Below are 22695 nucleotides of genomic sequence, written 5' to 3' on the forward strand. Positions count from 1 at the left end.
ACACTCCTGATTGCTGAATAAGTAATTGCAGATATTTACTATAAAGCAAAATGGAATTTCTGCTGTCTCGCTTAGCGCCGCCAGTGACGTAATATGCGGCTTTTTAAGCCGGTATCGAAACGCCAGATATGATCGAAGATGCGCATTATGCCGGGTTTACCGTGCGTGGACATGGCGACGGCGTGGAAGCGCTGCTGCTGTTGCTGCTGGCGATGTTTAACGCTGCGTACCACCTCTTCCGGCAGGCGCTGCGCAATAAAGTCTGACACGATGACGGCATCGGCATCCTGCCACAACGGGCCTTCCATCCGTTTGACCACCGCGGAAAGACAGGCTGCGAGGTCGGTTCCGCCACGAAAACGTTGGCTGAGAAAACGGATGGCCTGCTCCAGCCCGTCATCGCCCGTTAATTCGTAACCAATTACGTCATGAGCGAATAACATGATGTAACAGCGACGGCGATCGGCCAGTGCCACTTTGAGAAGGGCCAGACAAAAGGCTTTTGCACAACGTTCATTGAACCCTCCCATTGACCCTGAGGTATCGACACAAACGATAAACGGGCCACGAGGCTGTTCTTCATGCTGCTGGTGGCTGACGGGACGTTGAGTGATTTTTTCATGCCAGGCATCGCCCTGAAGTTTGTAAGTAAGCAGTCGCTTCTCTACCAGCCTGCGGTAAAACTCAAGTTCAAGCTCGCTGACGCTCAATGCTGCCAGTTCAGGTGGCAGCAAACGTAATACGTCATCACTTTGATGAATACCGCTGACTTCTTCCGGTACGGCATCCGGTTCGCGCACCAGATGATGAAAGGCTTCCATCGGCGTATCCTGGGAGGGAACCGATTTTGCCTCACGACTCCGCCCCAGTTGCTGGGCCAGCTTCATTAATTCGGGCTGCTGTGCAAGGAACTCGCCGTATTGCAGCATCAACTGGTAATCGCCATGCTGAAGCGGCGCTTTGCCCATATCCCATAACCGTCCGGCTGCCGCTTCGTCATCGTCTGCCAGCACAGGTGCCAGTTGCCCACTCAGGGCCATACGTTGCTGTAACTCCGCCATCAGACGTTCGCGCTGCTGCTCAAGAAGTTGCTCATTAAGCGTTAACGTTTGCAGCGTAAGGCTGAGCCGCCAGCGTTGCAGGAACAGCGTATGCTGGGCAGTGCTGAGATGGCCGGGATCGTTATGAAGAAGCAGTCGTTTTGCTTCTTCCTGGAAGGGGGATGTCAGGCGTTCAAGGTGAGAAAGGGTTTCATCAAGCTGCTGGCTGAATTCACGATCGCTGAGTAACTGAATACGCTGGAATAACTGAAACTCTTCCGCCAGTGCTTCCGGGACCGGCGTGGCTTTGAGTTCGGCATCAATTTCTGCCTTCCAGCGAGGAACATCCCGTAACAGCGCCTTTTTCATGCCGGGAAATTTTTCAAAGAACAGGGCCAGTTGTGGAGACGCGAGGAGTGCCAGAATTAACTCTTCAATCAGCTCGGTCTCGCCGATTGACAGCAGGGTACTCAGCGTCTCCAGTGAGATCATTTACGCGCCTGTTTAAGTTGTTCCGCAACGTCCTGCAGGCTGGTTTCGACGCGAGCCAGCCAGTCATCACTGATAAACAGGCAACGCTGTTGCTGACTGAACAGGTGGCGTTGTTGACGCAGCTGGTTGTCGAGTTCATCCAGCGCTTCACTGATTTCTTCCGGCAACGCCTCACTGCTGCTGCTGCCGGGCAGTGTCAGTCTTGCCGTTTGTAAGCTGACATCGCGAACCGCCAGGCAATGCTGCGCATCCACCAGCATATCCACCGTTTGAGCAAATCCAATACCGTTTAATTTGCCGCGAATATCGCCGCCTTTCTGTAACCAGTGGTTCAGTGCTTCACGCTCAATAACCAGATGCGTGACCTGCATATCATGCAGCGTGAGCGGCTTTTGCAGCATCAGCGTTAACTGCGCGTCGGTAAGGCTTTCGGGCATGTCGTAATGCGGTTTACGACTGAACATGCCGCTGTGCTTCTCAAGCGTAATGGCGGCAGCCACGCTTTGCTGCTGTTGCAGGGCCAGACGTCGGGCTTTCAGTTGCTGCAACCTGAGCAACATCGCCTGCTGTTGCCAGGCATGTTGAGTCATGAGCTGATCGATTTCACGATCCAGAAGCTGCATGGATGCAACGTCATGCCACAAACAGTCTTTCAATAAGATCAGATCCAGTGGCGCAATGGTGTTTCGCCCACTGTAAAAGGCGCTGGCCTGCAACAGATGTATGGCCTTTTTCCAGCGGCGATCGGAGATGTAAGGCGCCTCGGGTAGCTTTTCCAGCTGCTGGCGTAACTGATAGATCAGTTCAAACACGTTATCGGGCAGGGTGACCTGGCTGATGCCTTGCTGCCATCGCACATACTCTTCGTCGCTGATGCGCAGCGATTCGGCGACCGGGTTGTCATTTTCATCCTGATGATGGGTCAGCATGCTGCGGAAGTTCTGCTTTTCATGCACGTTATCCAGCCACAGGCGAATTAACATGCGGTCATACAGGGCTTCGAGCCCGCTATCGGCTTCCGGCAACTCATTGGAGGCCGTGACCAGCAGGCGCATCGGAATTTTTTCTTCGCTATCGCCATTTCGGAAACGGCGTTCGTTGATGGCGGTAAGCAGCGTGTTAAGGATTGCCGGGCCGGCTTTCCAGATCTCATCCAGAAAAACGATTTCGGCATCGGGGAGATAGCCTTTGGTCAGCCGCTGATAGCGTCCTTCATCTTTTAAAGCCTGAATAGACAGCGGACCAAAGACTTCTTCCGGAGTAGAAAAGCGGGTCATCAGATATTCGAAAGCGCGGGCATGCTGGAAGGCGCATTTCAGGCGACGGGCAATCAGGCTTTTTGCTATGCCTGGCGGACCCAGCAAAAATACGCTTTCGCCGCTGAGTGCGGCGAGCAGGCAAAGGCGAATGGCATGATGTCGCTCATACAAACCTTTTTCTAACGCATTGCTGAGACGAGAAATTCTTTCTGCCAAAAGATGGGGTTGAGCCATAATCACATCAATGTCCTTACGATCGTCGAGCCGCCGCGTTTTAGCGAACGCAATACTCTATAGGGTATGATGCGCGAAAGCGTTAATCGATGTCAGCTTTTTTGTTTCAGAAGGTTCGACAGCGCGACTTTAAATGTTAATGCAGCACCAAAAAACAGTGAATGACCATCGGTTACCCGGACGGCGGTGTAGGAATTTTTGTGAATACGTGCATACTGTGCGCTTTTTGATGGCTTGTGCGCCTCTCAGACTCCAACAAAAGATAATTTTATGAGCTCGGATAATAAGCACTCACTAGGCGGATTAACGCTGGCTGCCATTGGTGTCGTCTACGGGGATATCGGCACCAGCCCGCTTTATACCTTACGCGAATGTCTTTCGGGGCAGTTTGGCTTTGGCGTGGAGCGGGATGCGGTCTTTGGCTTTCTTTCGCTGATTTTCTGGCTGCTGGTGCTGGTGGTATCGCTGAAATATATCAGCTACGTCATGCGCGCAGACAATGCCGGAGAAGGCGGCATCTTGACGCTGATGTCCCTGGCGGGGCGACATACGGGCGGGCGAGCCACCGCAATTCTGGTGATTATGGGGCTGATTGGCGGCAGTTTTTTCTACGGCGAGGTGGTGATCACCCCGGCGGTTTCTGTCCTGTCGGCGATTGAAGGTCTGGAAATTGCGGCGCCAAGTCTCGATAGCTACATCGTGCCCATGGCCATCGCCGTCCTGACACTGTTGTTTGTCATTCAAAAACACGGGACCGGCATCGTGGGTAAACTCTTCGCGCCCGTCATGCTGTTGTGGTTTATTGTCCTGGCCGTGTTGGGTGCGCGCAGCATTCTCAATAATCCCGAAGTATTGCAGGCGCTCAATCCTTACTGGGCGCTGCACTTTTTTGTCGAATACAAGTCTGTCTCCTTCTTTGCGCTCGGCGCGGTGGTGCTCGCAATTACAGGCGTCGAAGCGCTGTATGCGGACATGGGGCACTTTGGTAAATTCCCTATCCGGCTGGCATGGTTTGTGGTGGTGCTGCCTTCGCTGGTGCTCAACTACTTTGGTCAGGGCGCGCTGTTACTGAAGCAGCCGGAAGCGATTAAAAACCCGTTCTTCCTGTTGGCCCCCGACTGGGCGCTGATCCCCATGCTGATTCTGGCGACCTTAGCCACCGTTATTGCTTCACAGGCGGTGATTTCCGGGGTCTTCTCATTAACCCGACAGGCGGTACGTCTGGGTTATTTGCCGCCAATGCGCATCGTCCATACATCGGAAAAAGAGTCGGGGCAGATCTACATCCCCGTGATTAACTGGCTGCTTTATTTCTCTGTCGTGATTGTCATCATCGGCTTTGAGCATTCGAGTAACCTGGCTGCGGCTTACGGGATTGCGGTCACGGGCACCATGGTGCTGACATCCATTCTGTGTGCGACCGTGGCGATACTGAACTGGCACTGGAATCGTTATCTGGTGGGGCTGATTTTAGTGGCGATGCTGTGCATTGATGTGTCGCTGTTCTCGGCCAACCTGATTAAAATTTTCTCCGGCGGCTGGCTGCCCCTGACGCTGGCGCTGATGATGTTTATTGTGATGACAACCTGGAAGAGTGAACGCTTTCGGTTGCTGCGCCGCATGCATGAGCACGGCAATTCCCTGGAAGCAATGATTGCTTCTCTGGAAAAGTCACCGCCTGTTCGCGTACCCGGCACTGCGGTTTACATGTCTCGCGCGCTGAACGTGATTCCTTTTGCCATGTTGCATAACCTTAAGCATAACAAGGTGCTGCATGAGCGCGTCGTGCTGTTAACGCTGCGTACCGAAGATGCGCCATACGTACACAACGTCAGGCGCGTCACCATTGAGCAGTTGTCGCCCACCTTCTGGCGCGTGGTAGCCAGTTACGGCTGGCGTGAAACGCCGAACGTTGAAGAGATTTTCCACCGCTGTGGCCTGGAAGGACTTAACTGCCGCATGATGGAGACCTCTTTCTTTATGTCCCATGAGTCGCTGATCATTGGAAAACGCCCCTGGTATTTGCGTCTGCGCGGCAAGCTGTTTATGACGTTACAACGCAATGCGCTGCGTGCGCCCGATCAGTTTGAGATCCCGCCGAATCGGGTTATCGAGCTGGGAACGCAGGTCGAGATTTAAACGGCTGTGCCTGCCTGTCAGGCACAGCGTTTCACCAGTGCAGCGTGACGCACAATCCGCCGCCGGGATGTTGACTGAAGTGCAGCGACATACCGTGCAACTGGGCAATATTGCGTACGATCGATAAACCCAGCCCACTGCCGCTTTTCTCCTGCCCCGGCGGACGCCAGAAACGTTCGCCTAAACGCTGCAACTCGGCTGCCGATAGACTGTTTCCGTTATCCTCCACCCGCAACGTATTCGGGCTGATCACGATGTCAACGCGGCTGCCCGGCGGTGTATAGCGGATAGCGTTATCCAACAGGTTTCTGATCAGCAGCGACAGCAGCAACGCGTGTCCCGAAATAACCGGATCGGCTTCAGCGTTAAGGCGCAACGTAATGTCAGCCTTATCTGCCAGTGGCAGCTGTGAAGCCAGCGTGTCCTGTGCCACCTTTTTTAACATGACGGGCTGGAACGTATTGCGAACATCCTCGGCTTCAATGCGGGAAAGGGTAAGCAGCTGATCAACCAGACGAGTGGCGCGGGTAATACCCGCATCCAGCTGTTGCAGCGCGTGAGTGCGCATCGCCTCGTCATCGGCGGCCAGTTGAATGACCTCGCTTTGCACTCGCAGTGCGGCGAGCGGGCTGCGTAATTCGTGTGCGGCATCCGACGTAAAACGGCGTTCCCGCTGCATCATGGTATGAATACGGCTGAACAGGCCGTTCAGGGCGTCAATTAACGGTCGTACCTCTTTGGGAACGCGATCGGCCTGCAAGGGCGCATCATCGTCAGGTGCCCGCCCGGCAAGCTGGTGGCTGAGTTTCTTCAGCGGACGAAGTTCATACCACACCAGGCCCGTTAACATCAGCAGCATAAAAGGTAATGAGATCAGCCAGGGCAACATGCTGGCATCGACCAGATCTTTTGCCATATCGTCACGGTATTCCCATTCCTGACCTACCACGACGCGGTAACGTTGATCGGGCGTAGTCAGCCAGACAAAGCGCCAGAGATCGTCATCCCCGTTAAGCTGGCCATCCTGGAAACCTTGATGATCCGCATTAAAGGGCAGATCTTTGCCATTATCGCCGTCGTTGAGGACCTGTTTTCCCTCCCGGTCAAATACCGCGAAAGCCAGCGCGTCATCGTCCTGTTCGCCACGGTTATGGTCCAGCAGCTTTTTCGTTTTGGGCAGCGACGTGCCGTTCAGCGTCGTGAAGTCCAGGGTCAGCAGGCGCTTAGCAAGCAGCATCTGTTGCGTATCAAACAGCTCGTTAACGGTGTCACGTGTTTTATACCAGGCGCTGAGCGTGGCCGTTCCCCAACAAATGCCCAGTATCAGCACCAGGCCAATGCCAAGGCGTAAAAACAAACTCATCGATCGCATTCGCTTTCCCCCAGCGTATAGCCCACGCCGTGGATGGTGCGGATAAAGCGGTTACCGAGTTTTTTACGCAGATGATGGATATGCACTTCTACCGCATTGCTCGACACTTCGGTATCCCAGGTATAGAGCTTTTCTTCGAGCTGGCTTCGCGTCAGTACCCGATCCGGATTTCGCATAAACAGCTCAAGCAGGGCCAGCTCACGGCTTTTTAACGCGATATTTTCGCCGTTTCTTTCCACGCTGAGATTACCGGGAATCAACACTACATCGCCATGACGCAGTTCGGGCTGGAGTTGCCCGTGACGGCGGCGAATCAGTGCCTGTAAGCGTGCGGCAACTTCTGTAAGGGCAAAGGGTTTGCACAGGTAATCGTCAGCCCCCATCTGTAATCCTTCAACGCGTTGATCAAGCGCATCGCGGGCGGTAAGGATAAGAACCGGGACGTCGTGCCCCTGCTGACGCCATTGACGCAATATGTCCAGCCCGTCACGCTCAGGCAGTGATAAATCGAGTACGACCGCATCCCACGGCGCCGCCGTTAATGCCTGAAAACCGGCCTCGCCAGAGACAAACCAGTCAACGCTGAATCCCAGCTTACTGAGTCCCGCTTTAATGCCGTCTCCAATCAGGCGGTCGTCTTCAATCAGTAAAATTCGCATCGCTTCTCCCTTTTAGTAAGCGATTTATACGAAGGCGAATGGGGGTTGTACAGTGAGTTTGGCTAAAAACTGCGTTTATTTTTGCCTTAAGATCCTGTTAAGAACTCTATGTTTTACTACAGTCACTACCCTAACTGCTTCATGGACAAGAGGTGACAAAATGAAAAAGTATGCTGCACTATTAGCCGTAACCATGCTGGCTTCCGCGCCGGTCTTTGCTGCACAACAAGGCGGATTTGTTGATCCAAATGCGCCAGCGCCGGCCGCACATCAGCAGCAGGGCGGTTTCAAAGCCGATCAAAGCAGTGTTGTAACGGTGAAACAGGCTGAAGAGATGAAAGATGACAGCTGGATTACCGTTCGTGGCCAGCTTGAAAAGCAGATTGGTGACGAAGACTACGTGTTCCGTGATCAGACCGGCACGATGAAAGTAGAAATCGATCATAAGCGCTGGAATGGGCTGACTGTTTCACCCAAAGACCGTGTTGAACTGACCGGGGAACTGGACAAAGATTTCAACAGCATCGAGCTGGACGTCAAACAGGTCAAAAAGTTGCCCTGATTCAGCCCCAATGGACCGCTCAGGCGGTCCATTTTTCCCTTCTGACTGCCCCCTAACTCAAATTCTGGTCTGCAACAGCGAAACGTTTCGATAGCGATCACAAATTTCTTATTCAGTGGTTGAATTGTAACCTTCATTTTATACACTCCTGAAAGCGAAACGTTTCGCTCTGGAGTGGAAAAATGAAAAAAGGTCGCCTGTTAAACGCTGAACTCTCTTACGTCATCGCCCGCCTGGGCCATACGGATACATTGACGATCGCCGATGCGGGGTTGCCGATTCCGGCAGAAACGCAGCGTATCGATCTGGCACTGATACCGGGTACGCCAGGATTTATGCAGGTGGTTGAAGCGGTAACGCATGAGATGCAGGTGGAAAGCGCCTTTATCGCGGAAGAAATTAAGCAGCATAATCCGCAGCTCCACAGCGAACTGATCGCCGTGCTCGACGCATTGCAACAGCACCAGGGAAATACCATTAGTATCCACTACATCAGTCACGAACAGTTCAAACAACAAACACAGCGTAGTCAGGCGGTCGTTCGCAGCGGAGAGTGTTCTCCGTTTGCGAATGTCATCCTGAGTGCAGGTGTGACCTTCTGAGGCCATTATGCAACCGTTACTGCAGCTTAAAGGCATCGAAAAATCATTTCCGGGCGTCAAAGCACTGAATGGCGCATCGTTGTCAGTCTGGCCGGGACGCGTTATGGCGCTGGTGGGGGAAAACGGCGCGGGCAAATCGACCATGATGAAAGTGCTTACCGGCATTTACAGTCGTGATGCCGGTTCACTGTTGTGGCTGGGTGAAGAAACGACGTTTAGCGGCCCCAAGGCTTCTCAGGAAGCGGGCATTGGTATTATCCATCAGGAACTTAACCTGATCCCCCAGTTAACCGTCGCGGAAAACATTTTTCTTGGCCGCGAATTCGTTAATGGCCTGGGCTGCATCAACTGGAAACGGATGTATGCCGAAGCTGACGCGCTGCTAAAGCGCCTGAATTTACGTTTTAACAGCCACAAACTGGTGGGCGATTTATCCATCGGCGATCAGCAAATGGTCGAGATCGCTAAAGTGCTGAGCTTTGAGTCGAAAGTCATCATTATGGATGAGCCGACCGACGCGCTGACCGATACCGAAACCCTGTCGTTATTCCGCGTTATCAACGAGCTGAAAGCACAGGGATGCGGCATCGTCTATATCTCCCATCGCATGAAAGAGATTTTTGAGATTTGCGATGATGTCACGGTGTTCCGTGATGGTCAGTTTATTGCTGAGCGTGCCGTCAGCGATCTGAGCGAAGAAAGCCTCATTGAGATGATGGTGGGCCGTAAGCTGGAAGATCAATATCCCCATCTGGACGAGGCGCCTGGCGACGTGCGCCTTAAAGTCGAAAACCTCAGCGGGCCTGGCGTCGATAACGTCTCGTTTACCCTGCGCAAAGGTGAAATTCTTGGCGTGTCTGGCCTGATGGGCGCTGGGCGCACCGAACTGATGAAAATCCTCTACGGTGCTGCGCCCCGCAGCGCCGGGCAGATCTGGCTGAGTGGACGTGAAGTGGTGACCCGCTCACCGCAGGATGGCCTTGCCAATGGCATCGTGTATATCTCGGAAGACCGTAAGCGCGATGGCCTGGTGCTGGGCATGTCAGTCAAAGAGAACATGTCTTTGACCGCACTGCGCTACTTCAGTCACCTGGGCGGCAGGCTCAGGCACGCTGAAGAGCAGCTCGCCGTCAGCGATTTTATCCGTCTGTTTAACGTTAAAACCCCGTCAATGGAGCAGCCGATTGGCCTGCTATCCGGCGGTAATCAACAGAAAGTCGCGATTGCCCGCGGATTAATGACGCGCCCCAACGTGTTGATTCTCGATGAACCGACGCGCGGTGTTGACGTGGGGGCAAAAAAAGAGATCTATCAGCTCATTAACCAGTTTAAGGCAGAAGGGCTGAGCATTATTTTGGTGTCGTCGGAAATGCCAGAAGTTCTGGGCATGAGTGACCGTATTGTCGTGATGCATGAAGGCCGTTTAAGCGGCGAATTTACCCGTGAAGACGCTACCCAGGAAAGCCTGATGGCCGCAGCCGTTGGTAAGCAACACAGTGAGGATTTAGTTGTATGACCACCCAAACCGTTCCGTCTAACCGTCGCTGGTTCAGCAAAGCCTGGCTGCTTGAGCAAAAGTCGCTGATTGCGCTGATTGTGTTGATTGCCGTGGTCGCCAGCCAGAGCCCTAATTTCTTTACCGTGGCAAACCTGTTCAACATTTTGCAGCAGACATCGGTCAACGCCATTATGGCGGTGGGCATGACGCTGGTTATTCTGACGTCAGGTATCGATCTCTCTGTGGGATCGCTACTGGCGCTCACCGGTGCGGTGGCGGCATCGCTGGTGGGAATGGAGGTGAATGCCTTTGTTGCGGTTGCGGCCTCGCTGGCGCTGGGCGCAGCCATTGGCGCGGTGACCGGTACCATTGTCGCGCGCGGTAAGGTGCAGGCTTTTATCGCCACGCTGGTGATGATGCTGTTACTGCGCGGTGTCACCATGGTTTATACCAACGGCAGCCCTGTGAATACCGGCTTTAATGACAATGCCGATCTGTTCGGCTGGTTTGGTATTGGTCGTCCGTTGGGGATTCCTACACCCGTATGGCTGATGGTGCTGGTGTTCGTGGCGGCCTGGTACATGCTGCACCACACGCGGTTGGGCCGCTACATCTATGCACTGGGGGGGAATGAAGCCGCAACACGTCTCTCCGGTATCAACGTCAATCGGGTCAAAGTCATTGTTTATTCACTGTCTGGCATGCTGGCGGCGCTGGCGGGTTCTATCGAAGTCGCCCGTCTTTCGTCCGCGCAGCCGACAGCCGGAACAGGCTATGAACTGGATGCGATTGCCGCCGTTGTATTAGGCGGTACCAGCCTGGCCGGAGGTAAGGGCCGGATTGTTGGCACCTTAATTGGCGCATTAATCCTTGGCTTTTTGAACAATGGTTTAAATCTGATGGGTGTATCGTCGTATTACCAGATGATCGTAAAAGCGGTAGTCATTCTGCTGGCGGTGCTGGTGGACAATAAAAGCAGCAAATAACTCAGACCTTAATACAGGATAAAATGATGAAAAAGTTAACTGCATTAGCTGTGATCCTTGGTGCAACGCTCAGCGCCAGCGCAATGGCTAAAGATACCATTGCCTTAGTTATCTCTACGCTGAACAACCCGTTCTTCGTTTCACTGAAAGACGGCGCACAGAAAGAAGCCGATAAACTGGGCTACAACCTGGTCGTGCTGGATTCACAGAACAACCCGGCAAAAGAACTGGCTAACGTTCAGGACTTAACCGTGCGCGGGACGAAAGTGCTGTTGATTAACCCGACCGATTCTGACGCTGTCGGCAACGCCATCAAAATGGCTAACCAGGCGAAGATCCCGGTGATCACCCTGGACCGCGTAGCTGCACAGGGTACGGTAGTCAGTCACGTTGCATCTGACAACCGCTTTGGCGGCAAGATGGCGGGTGACTACATCGCACGTAAACTGGGTGATAACGCGAAAGTGATCGAGTTAGAAGGCATCGCAGGGACCTCTGCTGCGCGTGAACGTGGCGAAGGTTTTAAACAGGCTGCTGACGCACATAAATTCCAGATCCTGGCCAGCCAGCCGGCAGACTTTGATCGTACCAAGGGTTTGAACGTTATGCAGAACCTGCTGCAGGCGCACCCGGATGTTCAGGCGGTGTTTGCACAGAATGACGAAATGGCACTGGGCGCGCTGCGTGCACTGCAAACTGCAGGCAAAACCGATGTGATGGTCGTCGGTTTCGATGGCACACCTGATGGCGTGAAAGCCGTTGAAGGTGGCAAGCTGGCCGCAACCGTGGCTCAGATGCCAGAGAAAATTGGCATGATCGGCGTTCAGACTGCTGATAAAGTGCTGAAAGGTGAAAAAGTGCAGGCGGTCAATCCGGTCGATCTGAAACTGGTTACCAAATAAATCAAAGAAAAGCAGGGCATTGCGCCACCCGTCGGTGGCGCACTTATTTCGGACTCCTCCAATGAGCAAAAACGCAAAACTGGCCGTTCTCGGTAGCATTAATGCTGACCACATCCTTAATCTGGCTCATTTTCCCCGCCCTGGCGAAACGGTGATCGGGCAGAAATACCAGATTGCGTTTGGCGGTAAAGGCGCGAATCAGGCGGTTGCCGCGGGTCGTGCGGGTGCGAATATCGCTTTTATAGCCTGTGTTGGCGCTGATGACATTGGCGAACGTATTTGCCAGCAGCTCGCGCAGGACAATATTGATACGCATCCAGTAGAAGCCGTCGAGGGTGAATCTACGGGTGTGGCGATGATTTTCGTGAATGGCGAAGGCGAAAATAACATTGGCATCTATTCCGGCGCCAACGCGGCATTGACGCCGCAATATGTTGAACGTCACCAGCAGGTCATTGCCCAGGCGGATGCCTTACTGATGCAGTTGGAATCGCCCCTGGACAGCGTTTTGGCTGCGGCGACGTTGGCCAGACAGCATCAGACCCGCGTGATTTTAAATCCTGCTCCGGCAACGAAACTGTCTGATGATTTGTTAGCGCTTATCGACATCATTACGCCGAATGAAACTGAAGCTGAAATTCTGACCGGTATTGCGGTAAATAATGATGATGATGCAGCACGTGCCGCCGCCGCATTGCATGAAAAAGGTATTGCTACCGTTTTGATTACCCTGGGACGCCGTGGCGTCTGGCTCAGTGAAAATGGGAAGGGACAACGTATTGCCGGCTTTGAGGTCAACGCGGTCGACACCATTGCTGCTGGCGATACCTTTAACGGTGCGTTTATCACTGCGCGACTTGAAGGTAAGGCCATGCATGATGCCGTTCGTTTTGCCCATGCCGCCGCGGCAATTGCGGTAACCCGTTCAGGTGCGCAGCCTTCTGTACCGTGGCGTGCGGAAATCGACGACTTTTTACAGCAGCAGGGTTAAGCGCTTGGCTACGATGAAAGATGTCGCCCGACTGGCGGGTGTCTCAACTTCAACGGTTTCACACGTCATCAACAAGAACCGTTTTGTCAGTGACGGCGTGCGTGAAAAAATTGAACAGGCGATCCGCGAACTCAACTACGCGCCGTCGGCATTAGCGCGTAGCCTCAAGCTTAACCAAACCAATACCATCGGCATGCTGCTGACTGCCAGTAGCAACCCTTTTTATGCAGAAGTCGTGCGTGGGGTGGAAGACAGTTGCTATGAGCGGGGATACAGTCTGATTCTTTGTAATACCGCTGGCGACGAAGCGCGCATGAATCGTAGCCTGGAAACGCTGCTGCAAAAGCGCGTTGATGGCTTGCTTATCATGTGTACCGAGAGTCATCTGCCTTCGGCCGAAATCCTTAATCGTTATCCTTCTATCCCAACGGTGATGATGGACTGGGCACCTTTTGAAGGCCATGGCGATATTATTCAGGATAACGCGTTGTTAGGGGGAGAGCTGGCCACGCAGCACCTAATTGACAGTGGCTACTCGCGTATTGCCTGTATTTCTGGGCCGCTTGATAAAACACCTGCACGCATGCGACTGGAAGGTTATTACCAGGCGATGCAGAAAAGCGGTCTGCATGTTCCGCCAGAATATGTTGTCAGTGGCGACTTTGAGTTTTCAGGCGGCTACAACGCAATGTTTGAATTGCTGGCGCTGGAAACGCCGCCGCATGCTGTTTTTACCAGCAACGACGCGATGGCGGTTGGCGTTTATCACGCATTGCATCAGGCCGGACTGCAGATTCCACAGGATATGGCGGTGATGGGATATGACGATATTGAACTGGCTCGCTATATGTCACCGCCGCTGAGTACTATTCATCAACCTAAAGATGAACTGGGCGAACTGGCGATAGATACGCTGATTCACCGCCTGAGCAATCCCGACGTCAGCCAGCAAACGCTGGTACTGACGCCGGAGCTGGTACCGCGAGGCTCGGTTTAAGCCTTTTTCTTTTTATCGCGATTGCTGATCAGGTTACGTCCATCACCATTGCGCAACATCATAAATGTTAGCGCCGACAGCACGGTTACGATGCCCATCGTCAGGAAGGTGGAATGGAACTGTTCTACCGTCGTGCTATCAAACTCCTGATAAAAACGCAGTACAGCAGCGCTGACCGCTACACCGAAACTGATCGCCAGTTGTTGTGTCACGGCTAGCACGCTATTGCCGCCACTGGCGTTGTCGTCATCTAAATCAGCCAGCGTAATAGTATTCATCGCCGTAAACTGGGTGGACATCGCCATACCCAGCAGAAAGAGCGGTATCAATAATAATGCGATGCTTTCAGAAGGTGACTGCAGTGAAAAGCTGGCAATCATGAACCCGATAATCACCGTAATGCTGACCAGCAAGCGGCGATAACCAAACCAGCGCAGCAGCTGCGTCACGCTTTGTTTTGCCAGAATAGATCCTACGGCCGTGGGCGCCATCATGCATCCCGCCAGAATAGCCGAGTAACCGAAACCCACCTGAAGCATCAGCGGCATCAAAAACGGCACACAGCCTGTACCAAGCCGCGAGGCGATGTTGCCAATGATACCTACCGAGAAGGTGCGGGTCTTAAACATTGGCAGATTAATAAGGGGAGAGGGGTGACGTCGGGCGTGCGCAATATAAAGAAGCAATAACACAACACCGCCACACAATACCCCGGCCGCAATCCAGGGCGAGACGATACGCTCACCAAACAGCTCTATCCCGGTGGAGATCATCACCAACCCGATGCCGAAGAGTAAAAAGCCCAGAAAGTCGAAGCGGCGTTTAGGCGTAGTAAAGTCAGGCATATATTTACGCGCATAGAATATGCCCAGTATGCCAATAGGGATGTTAATCAGGAATATCCAGTGCCAGGTGGCATACGTCACCATTACACCGCCCAACAGCGGCCCCAGGATCGGCCCCACTAACCCCGGCATCGTCACAAAGTTAAGGATGGGTAAGAGTTCACTGCGCGGATAGGCGCGCAAGAGTGCCAGGCGCGCTACCGGCATCATCATGGCACCACCAACGCCCTGAATGACACGGGAGGTAACCAGAACAGATAAAGAAGGCGACAAGGCGCAGGCTAACGAGCCAAGGGTAAAGAGCGAAACGGCAATCATGAAGATTTTGCGTGTGCCGTAACGATCTGCAAGCCAGCCGCTGACGGGGATAAGCATGGCAACGGTTAAGGTGTAGCTGATGACGGCGGACTGCATGGCAAGCGGGGAACGGTCAAGACTGGTGGCGATCGCGGGCAGGGCTGTGTTCAATATCGTGGCATCCAGTGACTGCATAAAGAATGCCATAGCGGCAATCCATGGCAGACCGGCCATACTGCGCGCGGATTTAATCATTGAGCGTCCTTCGTAATGTTTTCAGCAAAGATAATGAAGAAGAATAGCATTGGCAGAAATGCACAATACGCCTCTTTCAAAGACTACGTGGTGATTTCCGTGCGTTGTTTAGGCAGGAAGTGGTGCTTTTTACCTCGTTCGTTTAAAAATAAACCGCTCAGACATTTTTTTATAATTAATGCTTGTCACTCAGAAAGAACTCCCTATAATGCGCCTCCACTGACACGGCACAACGGCTTACGTAACGCGGTGTTCAGCAGGAGGCTCCCAGGAGTTTCCGCCGGAGAAAAACTTCTGAAAAAGAGGTTGACTCTGAAGGAGGAAAGCGTAATATACGCCACCTCGCGACAGACGGTTAACCCGCTGTTCGCACTGCTCTTTAACAATTTATCAGACAATCTGTGTGGGCACTCGCAGGATTGATATCAGCGTCTCCGGACGTAAAAAATATCAAAGCCTCACGAGTGAACACATAATGAAATTCATTATGACGTTTTACAGATGAGCACCGCTTAACTTGTTTAAGCAAATCAAACTTTAAATTGAAGAGTTTGATCATGGCTCAGATTGAACGCTGGCGGCAGGCCTAACACATGCAAGTCGGACGGTAGCACAGAGAGCTTGCTCTCGGGTGACGAGTGGCGGACGGGTGAGTAATGTCTGGGGATCTGCCCGATAGAGGGGGATAACCACTGGAAACGGTGGCTAATACCGCATAACGTCGCAAGACCAAAGAGGGGGACCTTCGGGCCTCTCACTATCGGATGAACCCAGATGGGATTAGCTAGTAGGCGGGGTAACGGCCCACCTAGGCGACGATCCCTAGCTGGTCTGAGAGGATGACCAGCCACACTGGAACTGAGACACGGTCCAGACTCCTACGGGAGGCAGCAGTGGGGAATATTGCACAATGGGCGCAAGCCTGATGCAGCCATGCCGCGTGTATGAAGAAGGCCTTCGGGTTGTAAAGTACTTTCAGCGGGGAGGAAGGCGATGTGGTTAATAACCGCGTCGATTGACGTTACCCGCAGAAGAAGCACCGGCTAACTCCGTGCCAGCAGCCGCGGTAATACGGAGGGTGCAAGCGTTAATCGGAATTACTGGGCGTAAAGCGCACGCAGGCGGTCTGTTAAGTCAGATGTGAAATCCCCGGGCTTAACCTGGGAACTGCATTTGAAACTGGCAGGCTTGAGTCTCGTAGAGGGGGGTAGAATTCCAGGTGTAGCGGTGAAATGCGTAGAGATCTGGAGGAATACCGGTGGCGAAGGCGGCCCCCTGGACGAAGACTGACGCTCAGGTGCGAAAGCGTGGGGAGCAAACAGGATTAGATACCCTGGTAGTCCACGCCGTAAACGATGTCGACTTGGAGGTTGTTCCCTTGAGGAGTGGCTTCCGGAGCTAACGCGTTAAGTCGACCGCCTGGGGAGTACGGCCGCAAGGTTAAAACTCAAATGAATTGACGGGGGCCCGCACAAGCGGTGGAGCATGTGGTTTAATTCGATGCAACGCGAAGAACCTTACCTACTCTTGACATCCACGGAATTTGGCAGAGATGCCTTAGTGCCTTCGGGAACCGTGAGACAGGTGCTGCATGGCTGTCGTCAGCTCGTGTTGTGAAATGTTGGGTTAAGTCCCGCAACGAGCGCAACCCTTATCCTTTGTTGCCAGCGATTCGGTCGGGAACTCAAAGGAGACTGCCGGTGATAAACCGGAGGAAGGTGGGGATGACGTCAAGTCATCATGGCCCTTACGAGTAGGGCTACACACGTGCTACAATGGCGCATACAAAGAGAAGCGACCTCGCGAGAGCAAGCGGACCTCATAAAGTGCGTCGTAGTCCGGATCGGAGTCTGCAACTCGACTCCGTGAAGTCGGAATCGCTAGTAATCGTGGATCAGAATGCCACGGTGAATACGTTCCCGGGCCTTGTACACACCGCCCGTCACACCATGGGAGTGGGTTGCAAAAGAAGTAGGTAGCTTAACCTTCGGGAGGGCGCTTACCACTTTGTGATTCATGACTGGGGTGAAGTCGTAACAAGGTAACCGTAGGGGAACCTGCGGTTGGATCACCTCCTTACCTGAAGATACTTTCCCGCGAAGTGCTCACACAGATTGTCTGATAGAAAGTCACGAGCAGAAAAAACCTCTACAGGCTTGTAGCTCAGGTGGTTAGAGCGCACCCCTGATAAGGGTGAGGTCGGTGGTTCAAGTCCACTCAGGCCTACCAAATTTCTTCTTATGCTGCGTTATGCGCGCGGTCGTTTACAGACGTAAACGTCCCTTCCGCATGCCTTGCCTGAGACGAAATGGCATCCTTCTTGATGAAGGATGTTTACTCGGTTGAGTGGTAGTAGTGGTCTCTGCAGTAACTGTATGGGGCTATAGCTCAGCTGGGAGAGCGCCTGCCTTGCACGCAGGAGGTCAGCGGTTCGATCCCGCTTAGCTCCACCATACTCACTACTGTATTTTTTCTGAAAATACTTCAGAGCGTACCGGCAACGGTGTGCTGCGAAGTATTCTGCTCTTTAACAATCCGGAACAAGCTGAAAATTTGAAACGACGCATTGTCGTGTTCCTCCGTAATAAGGAACACAGTACAACGCGTTCGAGTCTCTCAAAAGCTTACAGCTTACAAGCTAACTGTGAAGCCGTTACGGTAAAACAGATAAACGCCTGTGGGTTGTGAGGTTAAGCGACTAAGCGTACACGGTGGATGCCCTGGCAGTCAGAGGCGATGAAGGGCGTGCTAATCTGCGATAAGCGCCGGTAAGGTGATATGAACCGCTACAACCGGCGATACCCGAATGGGGAAACCCAGTGTGTTCCGACACACTATCATGCAGTGAATACATAGCTGTATGAGGCGAACCGGGGGAACTGAAACATCTAAGTACCCCGAGGAAAAGAAATCAACCGAGATTCCCCCAGTAGCGGCGAGCGAACGGGGAGGAGCCCAGAACCATCACCAGCTTGTGCATCAGTGGAAGCGTCTGGAAAGTCGCAGGGTACAGGGTGATACTCCCGTACACAAAGGTGCACAGGCTGTGAGTTCGATGAGTAAGGCGGGACACGTGGTATCCTGTCTGAATATGGGGGGACCATCCTCCAAGGCTAAATACTCCTGACTGACCGATAGTGAACCAGTACCGTGAGGGAAAGGCGAAAAGAACCCCGGCGAGGGGAGTGAAACAGAACCTGAAACCGTGTACGTACAAGCAGTGGGAGCCTTCTTTATGGGGGTGACTGCGTACCTTTTGTATAATGGGTCAGCGACTTATATTCTGTAGCAAGGTTAACCGTATAGGGGAGCCGCAGGGAAACCGAGTCTTAACTGGGCGTTAAGTTGCAGGGTATAGACCCGAAACCCGGTGATCTAGCCATGGGCAGGTTGAAGGTTGGGTAACACTAACTGGAGGACCGAACCGACTAATGTTGAAAAATTAGCGGATGACCTGTGGCTGGGGGTGAAAGGCCAATCAAACCGGGAGATAGCTGGTTCTCCCCGAAAGCTATTTAGGTAGCGCCTCGTGAACTCATCTCCGGGGGTAGAGCACTGTTTCGGCTAGGGGGCCATCCCGGCTTACCAACCCGATGCAAACTGCGAATACCGGAGAATGTTATCACGGGAGACACACGGCGGGTGCTAACGTCCGTCGTGAAGAGGGAAACAACCCAGACCGCCAGCTAAGGTCCCAAAGTCATGGTTAAGTGGGAAACGATGTGGGAAGGCCCAGACAGCCAGGATGTTGGCTTAGAAGCAGCCATCATTTAAAGAAAGCGTAATAGCTCACTGGTCGAGTCGGCCTGCGCGGAAGATGTAACGGGGCTAAACCATGCACCGAAGCTGCGGCAGCGACACTATGTGTTGTTGGGTAGGGGAGCGTTCTGTAAGCCGTCGAAGGTGTGCTGTGAGGCATGCTGGAGGTATCAGAAGTGCGAATGCTGACATAAGTAACGATAAACAAGGTGAAAAACCTTGTCGCCGGAAGACCAAGGGTTCCTGTTCAACGTTAATCGGAGCAGGGTGAGTCGACCCCTAAGGCGAGGCCGAAAGGCGTAGTCGATGGGAAACAGGTTAATATTCCTGTACTTGGTGTTACTGCGAAGGGGGGACGGAGAAGGCTATATCAGCCGGGCGACGGTTGTCCCGGTTTAAGCGTGTAGGTGTGTGTTCCAGGCAAATCCGGTTCACTTTACACTGAGGCGTGACGACGAGGCACTACGGTGCTGAAGTGATAAATGCCCTGCTTCCAGGAAAAGCCTCTAAGCATCAGGTAACACAAAATCGTACCCCAAACCGACACAGGTGGTCAGGTAGAGAATACCAAGGCGCTTGAGAGAACTCGGGTGAAGGAACTAGGCAAAATGGTGCTGTAACTTCGGGAGAAGGCACGCTGGCGCGTAGGTGAAGGGACTTGCTCCCGGAGCTGAAGCCAGTCGAAGATACCAGCTGGCTGCAACTGTTTATTAAAAACACAGCACTGTGCAAACACGAAAGTGGACGTATACGGTGTGACGCCTGCCCGGTGCCGGAAGGTTAATTGATGGGGTTATCCGCAAGGAGAAGCTCTTGATCGAAGCCCCGGTAAACGGCGGCCGTAACTATAACGGTCCTAAGGTAGCGAAATTCCTTGTCGGGTAAGTTCCGACCTGCACGAATGGCGTAATGATGGCCAGGCTGTCTCCACCCGAGACTCAGTGAAATTGAAATCGCTGTGAAGATGCAGTGTACCCGCGGCAAGACGGAAAGACCCCGTGAACCTTTACTACAGCTTGACACTGAACACTGAGCCTTGATGTGTAGGATAGGTGGGAGGCTTTGAAGCGTGGACGCCAGTCTGCGTGGAGCCGGCCTTGAAATACCACCCTTTAATGTTTGGTGTTCTAACGTAGGCCCGTAATCCGGGCTGCGGACAGTGTCTGGTGGGTAGTTTGACTGGGGCGGTCTCCTCCCAAAGCGTAACGGAGGAGCACGAAGGTTGGCTAATCCTGGTCGGACATCAGGAGGTTAGTGCAATGGCATAAGCCAGCTTGACTGCGAGAGTGACGGCTCGAGCAGGTGCGAAAGCAGGTCATAGTGATCCGGTGGTTCTGAATGGAAGGGCCATCGCTCAACGGATAAAAGGTACTCCGGGGATAACAGGCTGATACCGCCCAAGAGTTCATATCGACGGCGGTGTTTGGCACCTCGATGTCGGCTCATCACATCCTGGGGCTGAAGTAGGTCCCAAGGGTACGGCTGTTCGCCGTTTAAAGTGGTACGCGAGCTGGGTTTAGAACGTCGTGAGACAGTTCGGTCCCTATCTGCCGTGGGCGCTGGAGAATTGAGGGGGGTTGCTCCTAGTACGAGAGGACCGGAGTGAACGCACCGCTGGTGTCCGGGTTGTCACGCCAGTGGCACTGCCCGGTAGCTAAGTGCGGAAAAGATAAGTGCTGAAAGCATCTAAGCACGAAACTTGCCCCGAGATGAGTTCTCCCTGAGCCTTTAAGGCTCCTGAAGGGACGTTGAAGACGACGACGTTGATAGGCCGGGTGTGTAAGCGCAGCGATGCGTTGAGCTTACCGGTACTAATGACCCGTGAGGCTTAACCTTACAACGCCAGAGGCGTTTTGGTTGAGAGACGATTTAAATTTTCAGCATTGTTTACCGGATAAAACCGTGCGGCCTGCGAGGGCGGTGCGGGAAACAGAATTTGCCTGGCGGCTGTAGCGCGGTGGTCCCACCTGACCCCATGCCGAACTCAGAAGTGAAACGCCGTAGCGCCGATGGTAGTGTGGGGTCTCCCCATGCGAGAGTAGGGAACTGCCAGGCATCAAACAAGTGAAGAAGCCCTGAACTGACGTTCAGGGCTTTTTTACGTCTGCGATCTGGCAGATAACCCCTCATCTCTGCGCCGTTCCGGACCGGACGCATCCCTTTACCGGCGTTTAGCGGGCAAGGGTGAACCTGCAGCAAGGCACGGGTGCAGTGGCGGAGCGACGTAAAACACAGGCACGTCATCTGGTACGCGGCAGACAGGCTCTAACGATGATGGTAATTACACCTTCTTTGCCGTTCGAAGACGGGAAAACCCTCTACTGAACGCTGCTGATCTGCATCATCCACTCGCTACCCATTGTGTTGTCAGCTATGCGCCTTTTTACCCAGCCATGTCAGGATAAATGCGGCCACTTCTTGTGGCTGGTTGATGTTCAAAACGGGCACATTCAGGTTTAAAGTCGTGTCGTCACAGGCGACAGCCACCACCTTCTCATCCAGCAGTGCTGCTAGCTCACCTTTAATACCCGAGCGCCAAAGCACAATTTTGGCGACTGGCTCATCTTTAAATCCTTCGACTAACACTACATCCAGCTGTTCGCTGTCCATTCGTCCCACTAACGCCATTAAGCTGACAGGCTGCTCAGGCGTTTCACACATGAGTGCCCAACGCCTGTCGCTGGCGACAATAACCTGATCGGCTCCGGCCTGGCGCAGTCGATAACTGTCCTTGCCTGGCGTATCTACGTCCATGTCATGGTGGGTATGCTTAATTAATCCTGCACGTATCTCCTGCGCCCTTAACAAGGGTATAACTTGCTCGAGTAGTGTGGTTTTACCGGTCCCACTCCAGGCGACAATGGCCAACAACGGAACACACATTATGATTTCTCCTGCTCCACAAGGTCGTCAGGCGTATTGATGTTGCTGAACGCTGACTCTGGATCGCTAAATAAAACCGGGTGCCCACCATGCTCACGCATAAACTGCATAAGCCTGCGCTCCCCCCGTAACAACCATGTCTCCAGATCGTCGGCAATCGCCTTATTCATCAAGGCCAGGGTTGGATGATCCCGCTGGGAGGATTTCACCCATACAGCAGGTGCGTTGTTACGCTGCTGCCAGAGGCGCGCAACAAAATCACCGGGGATCTGAGGTGTATCACAGGCACAAAATGCCACCCAATCAGTGGGGCTGTGCCGTAAACCGCTCAACATACCTGCAAGCGGTCCTGGGTAGTCCTTGATTGAATCGGTTACGACCTGATAACCACTTAGCTGATAACGATCAATGTTGCGGTTAGCGCTTATTAACACAATGTCTACCTGCGGCCTCAACCGCTGTAGAACGTGTTGGTATAGGGGTTTACTCTGCATCATGAGTAATCCTTTATCCTGCCCGCCCATACGGCTACCTTGTCCACCAGCAAGGATTACACCGGTAAATGCTGCCATCTTGTCTCCTTGTGTCATTCTGGACGTGAATCACCTGCATTGAGGAATCATTATGAAAACCCATCGGCTGACTGAACTGCTTGAACTCCTGCAACCGGCATGGGAGAAAGAGCCCGATCTTAACCTGTTGGCATTTTTACAAAAACTGGCCCACGAGTCTGGTTTCATTGGCCCATTAAGTGAATTAAGCGATGACGTATTGATTTATCATCTAAAAATGCGTGATTCAGCCAGCGACGATCAGATTCCAGGCTTGAAAAAAGATTATGAAGTCGATTTTAAAACCGCCCTGCTACGTGCACGTGGTGTCATCAAAAATGACGAGTAGTGTTATCCTTGGCCATTAACCGT

Annotated in this window: 16 protein-coding genes, 2 tRNA genes and 3 rRNA genes; 14 read left to right on the top strand and 7 right to left on the bottom strand. The window is 53.1% G+C overall.

Features of this window, described 5'->3' with window-relative positions:
* Positions 1–71 precede the first annotated feature (71 nt).
* Both viaA and ravA read right to left on the bottom strand, forming a co-directional pair.
* A complete protein-coding gene (gene viaA, locus PAGR_RS00375; protein WP_014332972.1) occupies positions 72–1532 on the bottom strand; it encodes an ATPase RavA stimulator ViaA in 1461 nt (486 codons plus the stop codon).
* Positions 1529–3025 carry an ATPase RavA gene (ravA, locus tag PAGR_RS00380; RefSeq protein WP_014332973.1) on the bottom strand — a complete coding sequence of 499 codons (1497 nt, stop codon included), beginning with the start codon at positions 3023–3025 and terminating at the stop codon, positions 1529–1531. The genes viaA and ravA overlap by 4 nt, the downstream gene beginning before the upstream one ends.
* A gap of 270 nt (positions 3026–3295) precedes the next feature.
* On the opposite strand from ravA, the gene kup reads away from it, so the two are divergent.
* On the top strand, positions 3296–5164 hold the full coding sequence (gene kup, locus PAGR_RS00385) for a low affinity potassium transporter Kup (RefSeq protein WP_014332974.1): 1869 nt from the start codon (positions 3296–3298) through the stop codon (positions 5162–5164).
* Positions 5165–5195: 31 nt separating this feature from the next.
* Here the strand turns inward: kup and qseC are convergent, their stop codons facing one another.
* Together qseC and qseB are read right to left on the bottom strand one after the other, a co-directional pair.
* Complete coding sequence (gene qseC, locus PAGR_RS00390) at positions 5196–6536, bottom strand: quorum sensing histidine kinase QseC (protein WP_014332975.1); 1341 nt, start codon at positions 6534–6536, stop codon at positions 5196–5198.
* Complete coding sequence (qseB, locus tag PAGR_RS00395; protein ID WP_014332976.1) at positions 6524–7195, bottom strand: quorum sensing response regulator transcription factor QseB; 672 nt, start codon at positions 7193–7195, stop codon at positions 6524–6526. Before qseB ends, qseC begins: the two co-directional genes overlap by 13 nt.
* 160 nt (positions 7196–7355) lie before the next feature.
* Between qseB and PAGR_RS00400 the strand changes: the two genes are divergently transcribed.
* From PAGR_RS00400 to rbsR, 7 genes are all read left to right on the top strand, one after another.
* Entirely contained in the window at positions 7356–7757 is a 402-nt protein-coding gene (locus PAGR_RS00400) for a YgiW/YdeI family stress tolerance OB fold protein (RefSeq protein WP_014332977.1), read from the top strand.
* Between the two features lie 182 nt (positions 7758–7939).
* Positions 7940–8359, top strand: coding sequence for a D-ribose pyranase (gene rbsD, locus PAGR_RS00405; protein ID WP_013023919.1), 420 nt, complete (start codon positions 7940–7942; stop codon positions 8357–8359).
* Between the two features lie 7 nt (positions 8360–8366).
* Positions 8367–9875 carry a ribose ABC transporter ATP-binding protein RbsA gene (gene rbsA, locus PAGR_RS00410; RefSeq protein ID WP_013023917.1) on the top strand — a complete coding sequence of 503 codons (1509 nt, stop codon included), beginning with the start codon at positions 8367–8369 and terminating at the stop codon, positions 9873–9875.
* Positions 9872–10843: a ribose ABC transporter permease gene (rbsC, locus tag PAGR_RS00415; protein ID WP_013023916.1), complete on the top strand. Its 972-nt coding sequence runs from the start codon at positions 9872–9874 to the stop codon at positions 10841–10843. Before rbsA ends, rbsC begins: the two co-directional genes overlap by 4 nt.
* Before the next feature lie 26 nt (positions 10844–10869).
* Positions 10870–11745: a ribose ABC transporter substrate-binding protein RbsB gene (rbsB, locus tag PAGR_RS00420; RefSeq protein ID WP_026020887.1), complete on the top strand. Its 876-nt coding sequence runs from the start codon at positions 10870–10872 to the stop codon at positions 11743–11745.
* Positions 11746–11806: 61 nt separating this feature from the next.
* Positions 11807–12736 (top strand): ribokinase, encoded by a 930-nt coding sequence (rbsK, locus tag PAGR_RS00425; protein ID WP_014594922.1) that lies wholly within the window; start codon positions 11807–11809, stop codon positions 12734–12736.
* A gap of 13 nt (positions 12737–12749) precedes the next feature.
* Complete coding sequence (rbsR, locus tag PAGR_RS00430; protein WP_014604728.1) at positions 12750–13733, top strand: ribose operon transcriptional repressor RbsR; 984 nt, start codon at positions 12750–12752, stop codon at positions 13731–13733.
* Here rbsR and mdtD read toward each other — a convergent pair.
* Positions 13730–15130 carry a multidrug transporter subunit MdtD gene (gene mdtD / locus PAGR_RS00435; RefSeq protein ID WP_013023912.1) on the bottom strand — a complete coding sequence of 467 codons (1401 nt, stop codon included), beginning with the start codon at positions 15128–15130 and terminating at the stop codon, positions 13730–13732. The genes rbsR and mdtD overlap by 4 nt on opposite strands.
* 539 nt (positions 15131–15669) lie before the next feature.
* Between mdtD and PAGR_RS00440 the strand changes: the two genes are divergently transcribed.
* From PAGR_RS00440 to rrf, 5 genes are all read left to right on the top strand, one after another.
* A 16S ribosomal RNA gene (locus PAGR_RS00440) occupies positions 15670–17209 on the top strand.
* Positions 17210–17282: 73 nt separating this feature from the next.
* Positions 17283–17359 (top strand) — tRNA-Ile (locus PAGR_RS00445).
* 148 nt (positions 17360–17507) lie between these two features.
* Positions 17508–17583, top strand: a tRNA-Ala gene (locus tag PAGR_RS00450).
* Between the two features lie 235 nt (positions 17584–17818).
* A 23S ribosomal RNA gene (locus tag PAGR_RS00455) occupies positions 17819–20725 on the top strand.
* Between the two features lie 103 nt (positions 20726–20828).
* Positions 20829–20944: ribosomal RNA gene (gene rrf / locus PAGR_RS00460) — 5S ribosomal RNA — on the top strand.
* The 16S, 23S and 5S rRNA genes sit together here with 2 tRNA genes alongside, the layout of an rRNA operon.
* A gap of 312 nt (positions 20945–21256) precedes the next feature.
* Here the strand turns inward: rrf and mobB are convergent.
* Both mobB and mobA read right to left on the bottom strand, forming a co-directional pair.
* The gene (gene mobB / locus PAGR_RS00465) at positions 21257–21772 is read right to left on the bottom strand and encodes a molybdopterin-guanine dinucleotide biosynthesis protein MobB (protein ID WP_013027793.1); all 516 of its coding nucleotides are present in this window, start codon (positions 21770–21772) and stop codon (positions 21257–21259) included.
* Positions 21772–22344 carry a molybdenum cofactor guanylyltransferase MobA gene (gene mobA, locus PAGR_RS00470; protein WP_014604729.1) on the bottom strand — a complete coding sequence of 191 codons (573 nt, stop codon included), beginning with the start codon at positions 22342–22344 and terminating at the stop codon, positions 21772–21774. Before mobA ends, mobB begins: the two co-directional genes overlap by 1 nt.
* A 52-nt stretch (positions 22345–22396) precedes the next feature.
* Here mobA and PAGR_RS00475 point away from each other — a divergent pair, with 52 nt between their 5' ends.
* Entirely contained in the window at positions 22397–22672 is a 276-nt protein-coding gene (locus PAGR_RS00475) for a YihD family protein (RefSeq protein WP_013027791.1), read from the top strand.
* The last annotated feature ends 23 nt before the right edge of the window (positions 22673–22695 follow it).

This window comes from Pantoea ananatis PA13 (assembly GCF_000233595.1).
Taxonomy (GTDB): Bacteria; Pseudomonadota; Gammaproteobacteria; order Enterobacterales; family Enterobacteriaceae; genus Pantoea; species Pantoea ananatis.

What these genes read in the sequence shown, in the direction of transcription:
- rbsB (WP_026020887.1), top strand. Translation starts at nt 10,870, where the DNA reads ATGAAAAAGTTAACTGCATTAGCTGTGATCCTTGGTGCAACGCTCAGC.
- PAGR_RS00475 (WP_013027791.1), top strand. Translation starts at nt 22,397, where the DNA reads ATGAAAACCCATCGGCTGACTGAACTGCTTGAACTCCTGCAACCGGCA.
- ravA (WP_014332973.1), bottom strand. Translation starts at nt 3,025, where the DNA reads ATGGCTCAACCCCATCTTTTGGCAGAAAGAATTTCTCGTCTCAGCAAT.
- rbsD (WP_013023919.1), top strand. Translation starts at nt 7,940, where the DNA reads ATGAAAAAAGGTCGCCTGTTAAACGCTGAACTCTCTTACGTCATCGCC.
- mobA (WP_014604729.1), bottom strand. Translation starts at nt 22,344, where the DNA reads ATGGCAGCATTTACCGGTGTAATCCTTGCTGGTGGACAAGGTAGCCGT.
- rbsK (WP_014594922.1), top strand. Translation starts at nt 11,807, where the DNA reads ATGAGCAAAAACGCAAAACTGGCCGTTCTCGGTAGCATTAATGCTGAC.
- rbsR (WP_014604728.1), top strand. Translation starts at nt 12,750, where the DNA reads ATGAAAGATGTCGCCCGACTGGCGGGTGTCTCAACTTCAACGGTTTCA.
- qseB (WP_014332976.1), bottom strand. Translation starts at nt 7,195, where the DNA reads ATGCGAATTTTACTGATTGAAGACGACCGCCTGATTGGAGACGGCATT.
- rbsA (WP_013023917.1), top strand. Translation starts at nt 8,367, where the DNA reads ATGCAACCGTTACTGCAGCTTAAAGGCATCGAAAAATCATTTCCGGGC.
- mobB (WP_013027793.1), bottom strand. Translation starts at nt 21,772, where the DNA reads ATGTGTGTTCCGTTGTTGGCCATTGTCGCCTGGAGTGGGACCGGTAAA.
- kup (WP_014332974.1), top strand. Translation starts at nt 3,296, where the DNA reads ATGAGCTCGGATAATAAGCACTCACTAGGCGGATTAACGCTGGCTGCC.
- PAGR_RS00400 (WP_014332977.1), top strand. Translation starts at nt 7,356, where the DNA reads ATGAAAAAGTATGCTGCACTATTAGCCGTAACCATGCTGGCTTCCGCG.
- viaA (WP_014332972.1), bottom strand. Translation starts at nt 1,532, where the DNA reads ATGATCTCACTGGAGACGCTGAGTACCCTGCTGTCAATCGGCGAGACC.
- rbsC (WP_013023916.1), top strand. Translation starts at nt 9,872, where the DNA reads ATGACCACCCAAACCGTTCCGTCTAACCGTCGCTGGTTCAGCAAAGCC.
- mdtD (WP_013023912.1), bottom strand. Translation starts at nt 15,130, where the DNA reads ATGATTAAATCCGCGCGCAGTATGGCCGGTCTGCCATGGATTGCCGCT.
- qseC (WP_014332975.1), bottom strand. Translation starts at nt 6,536, where the DNA reads ATGCGATCGATGAGTTTGTTTTTACGCCTTGGCATTGGCCTGGTGCTG.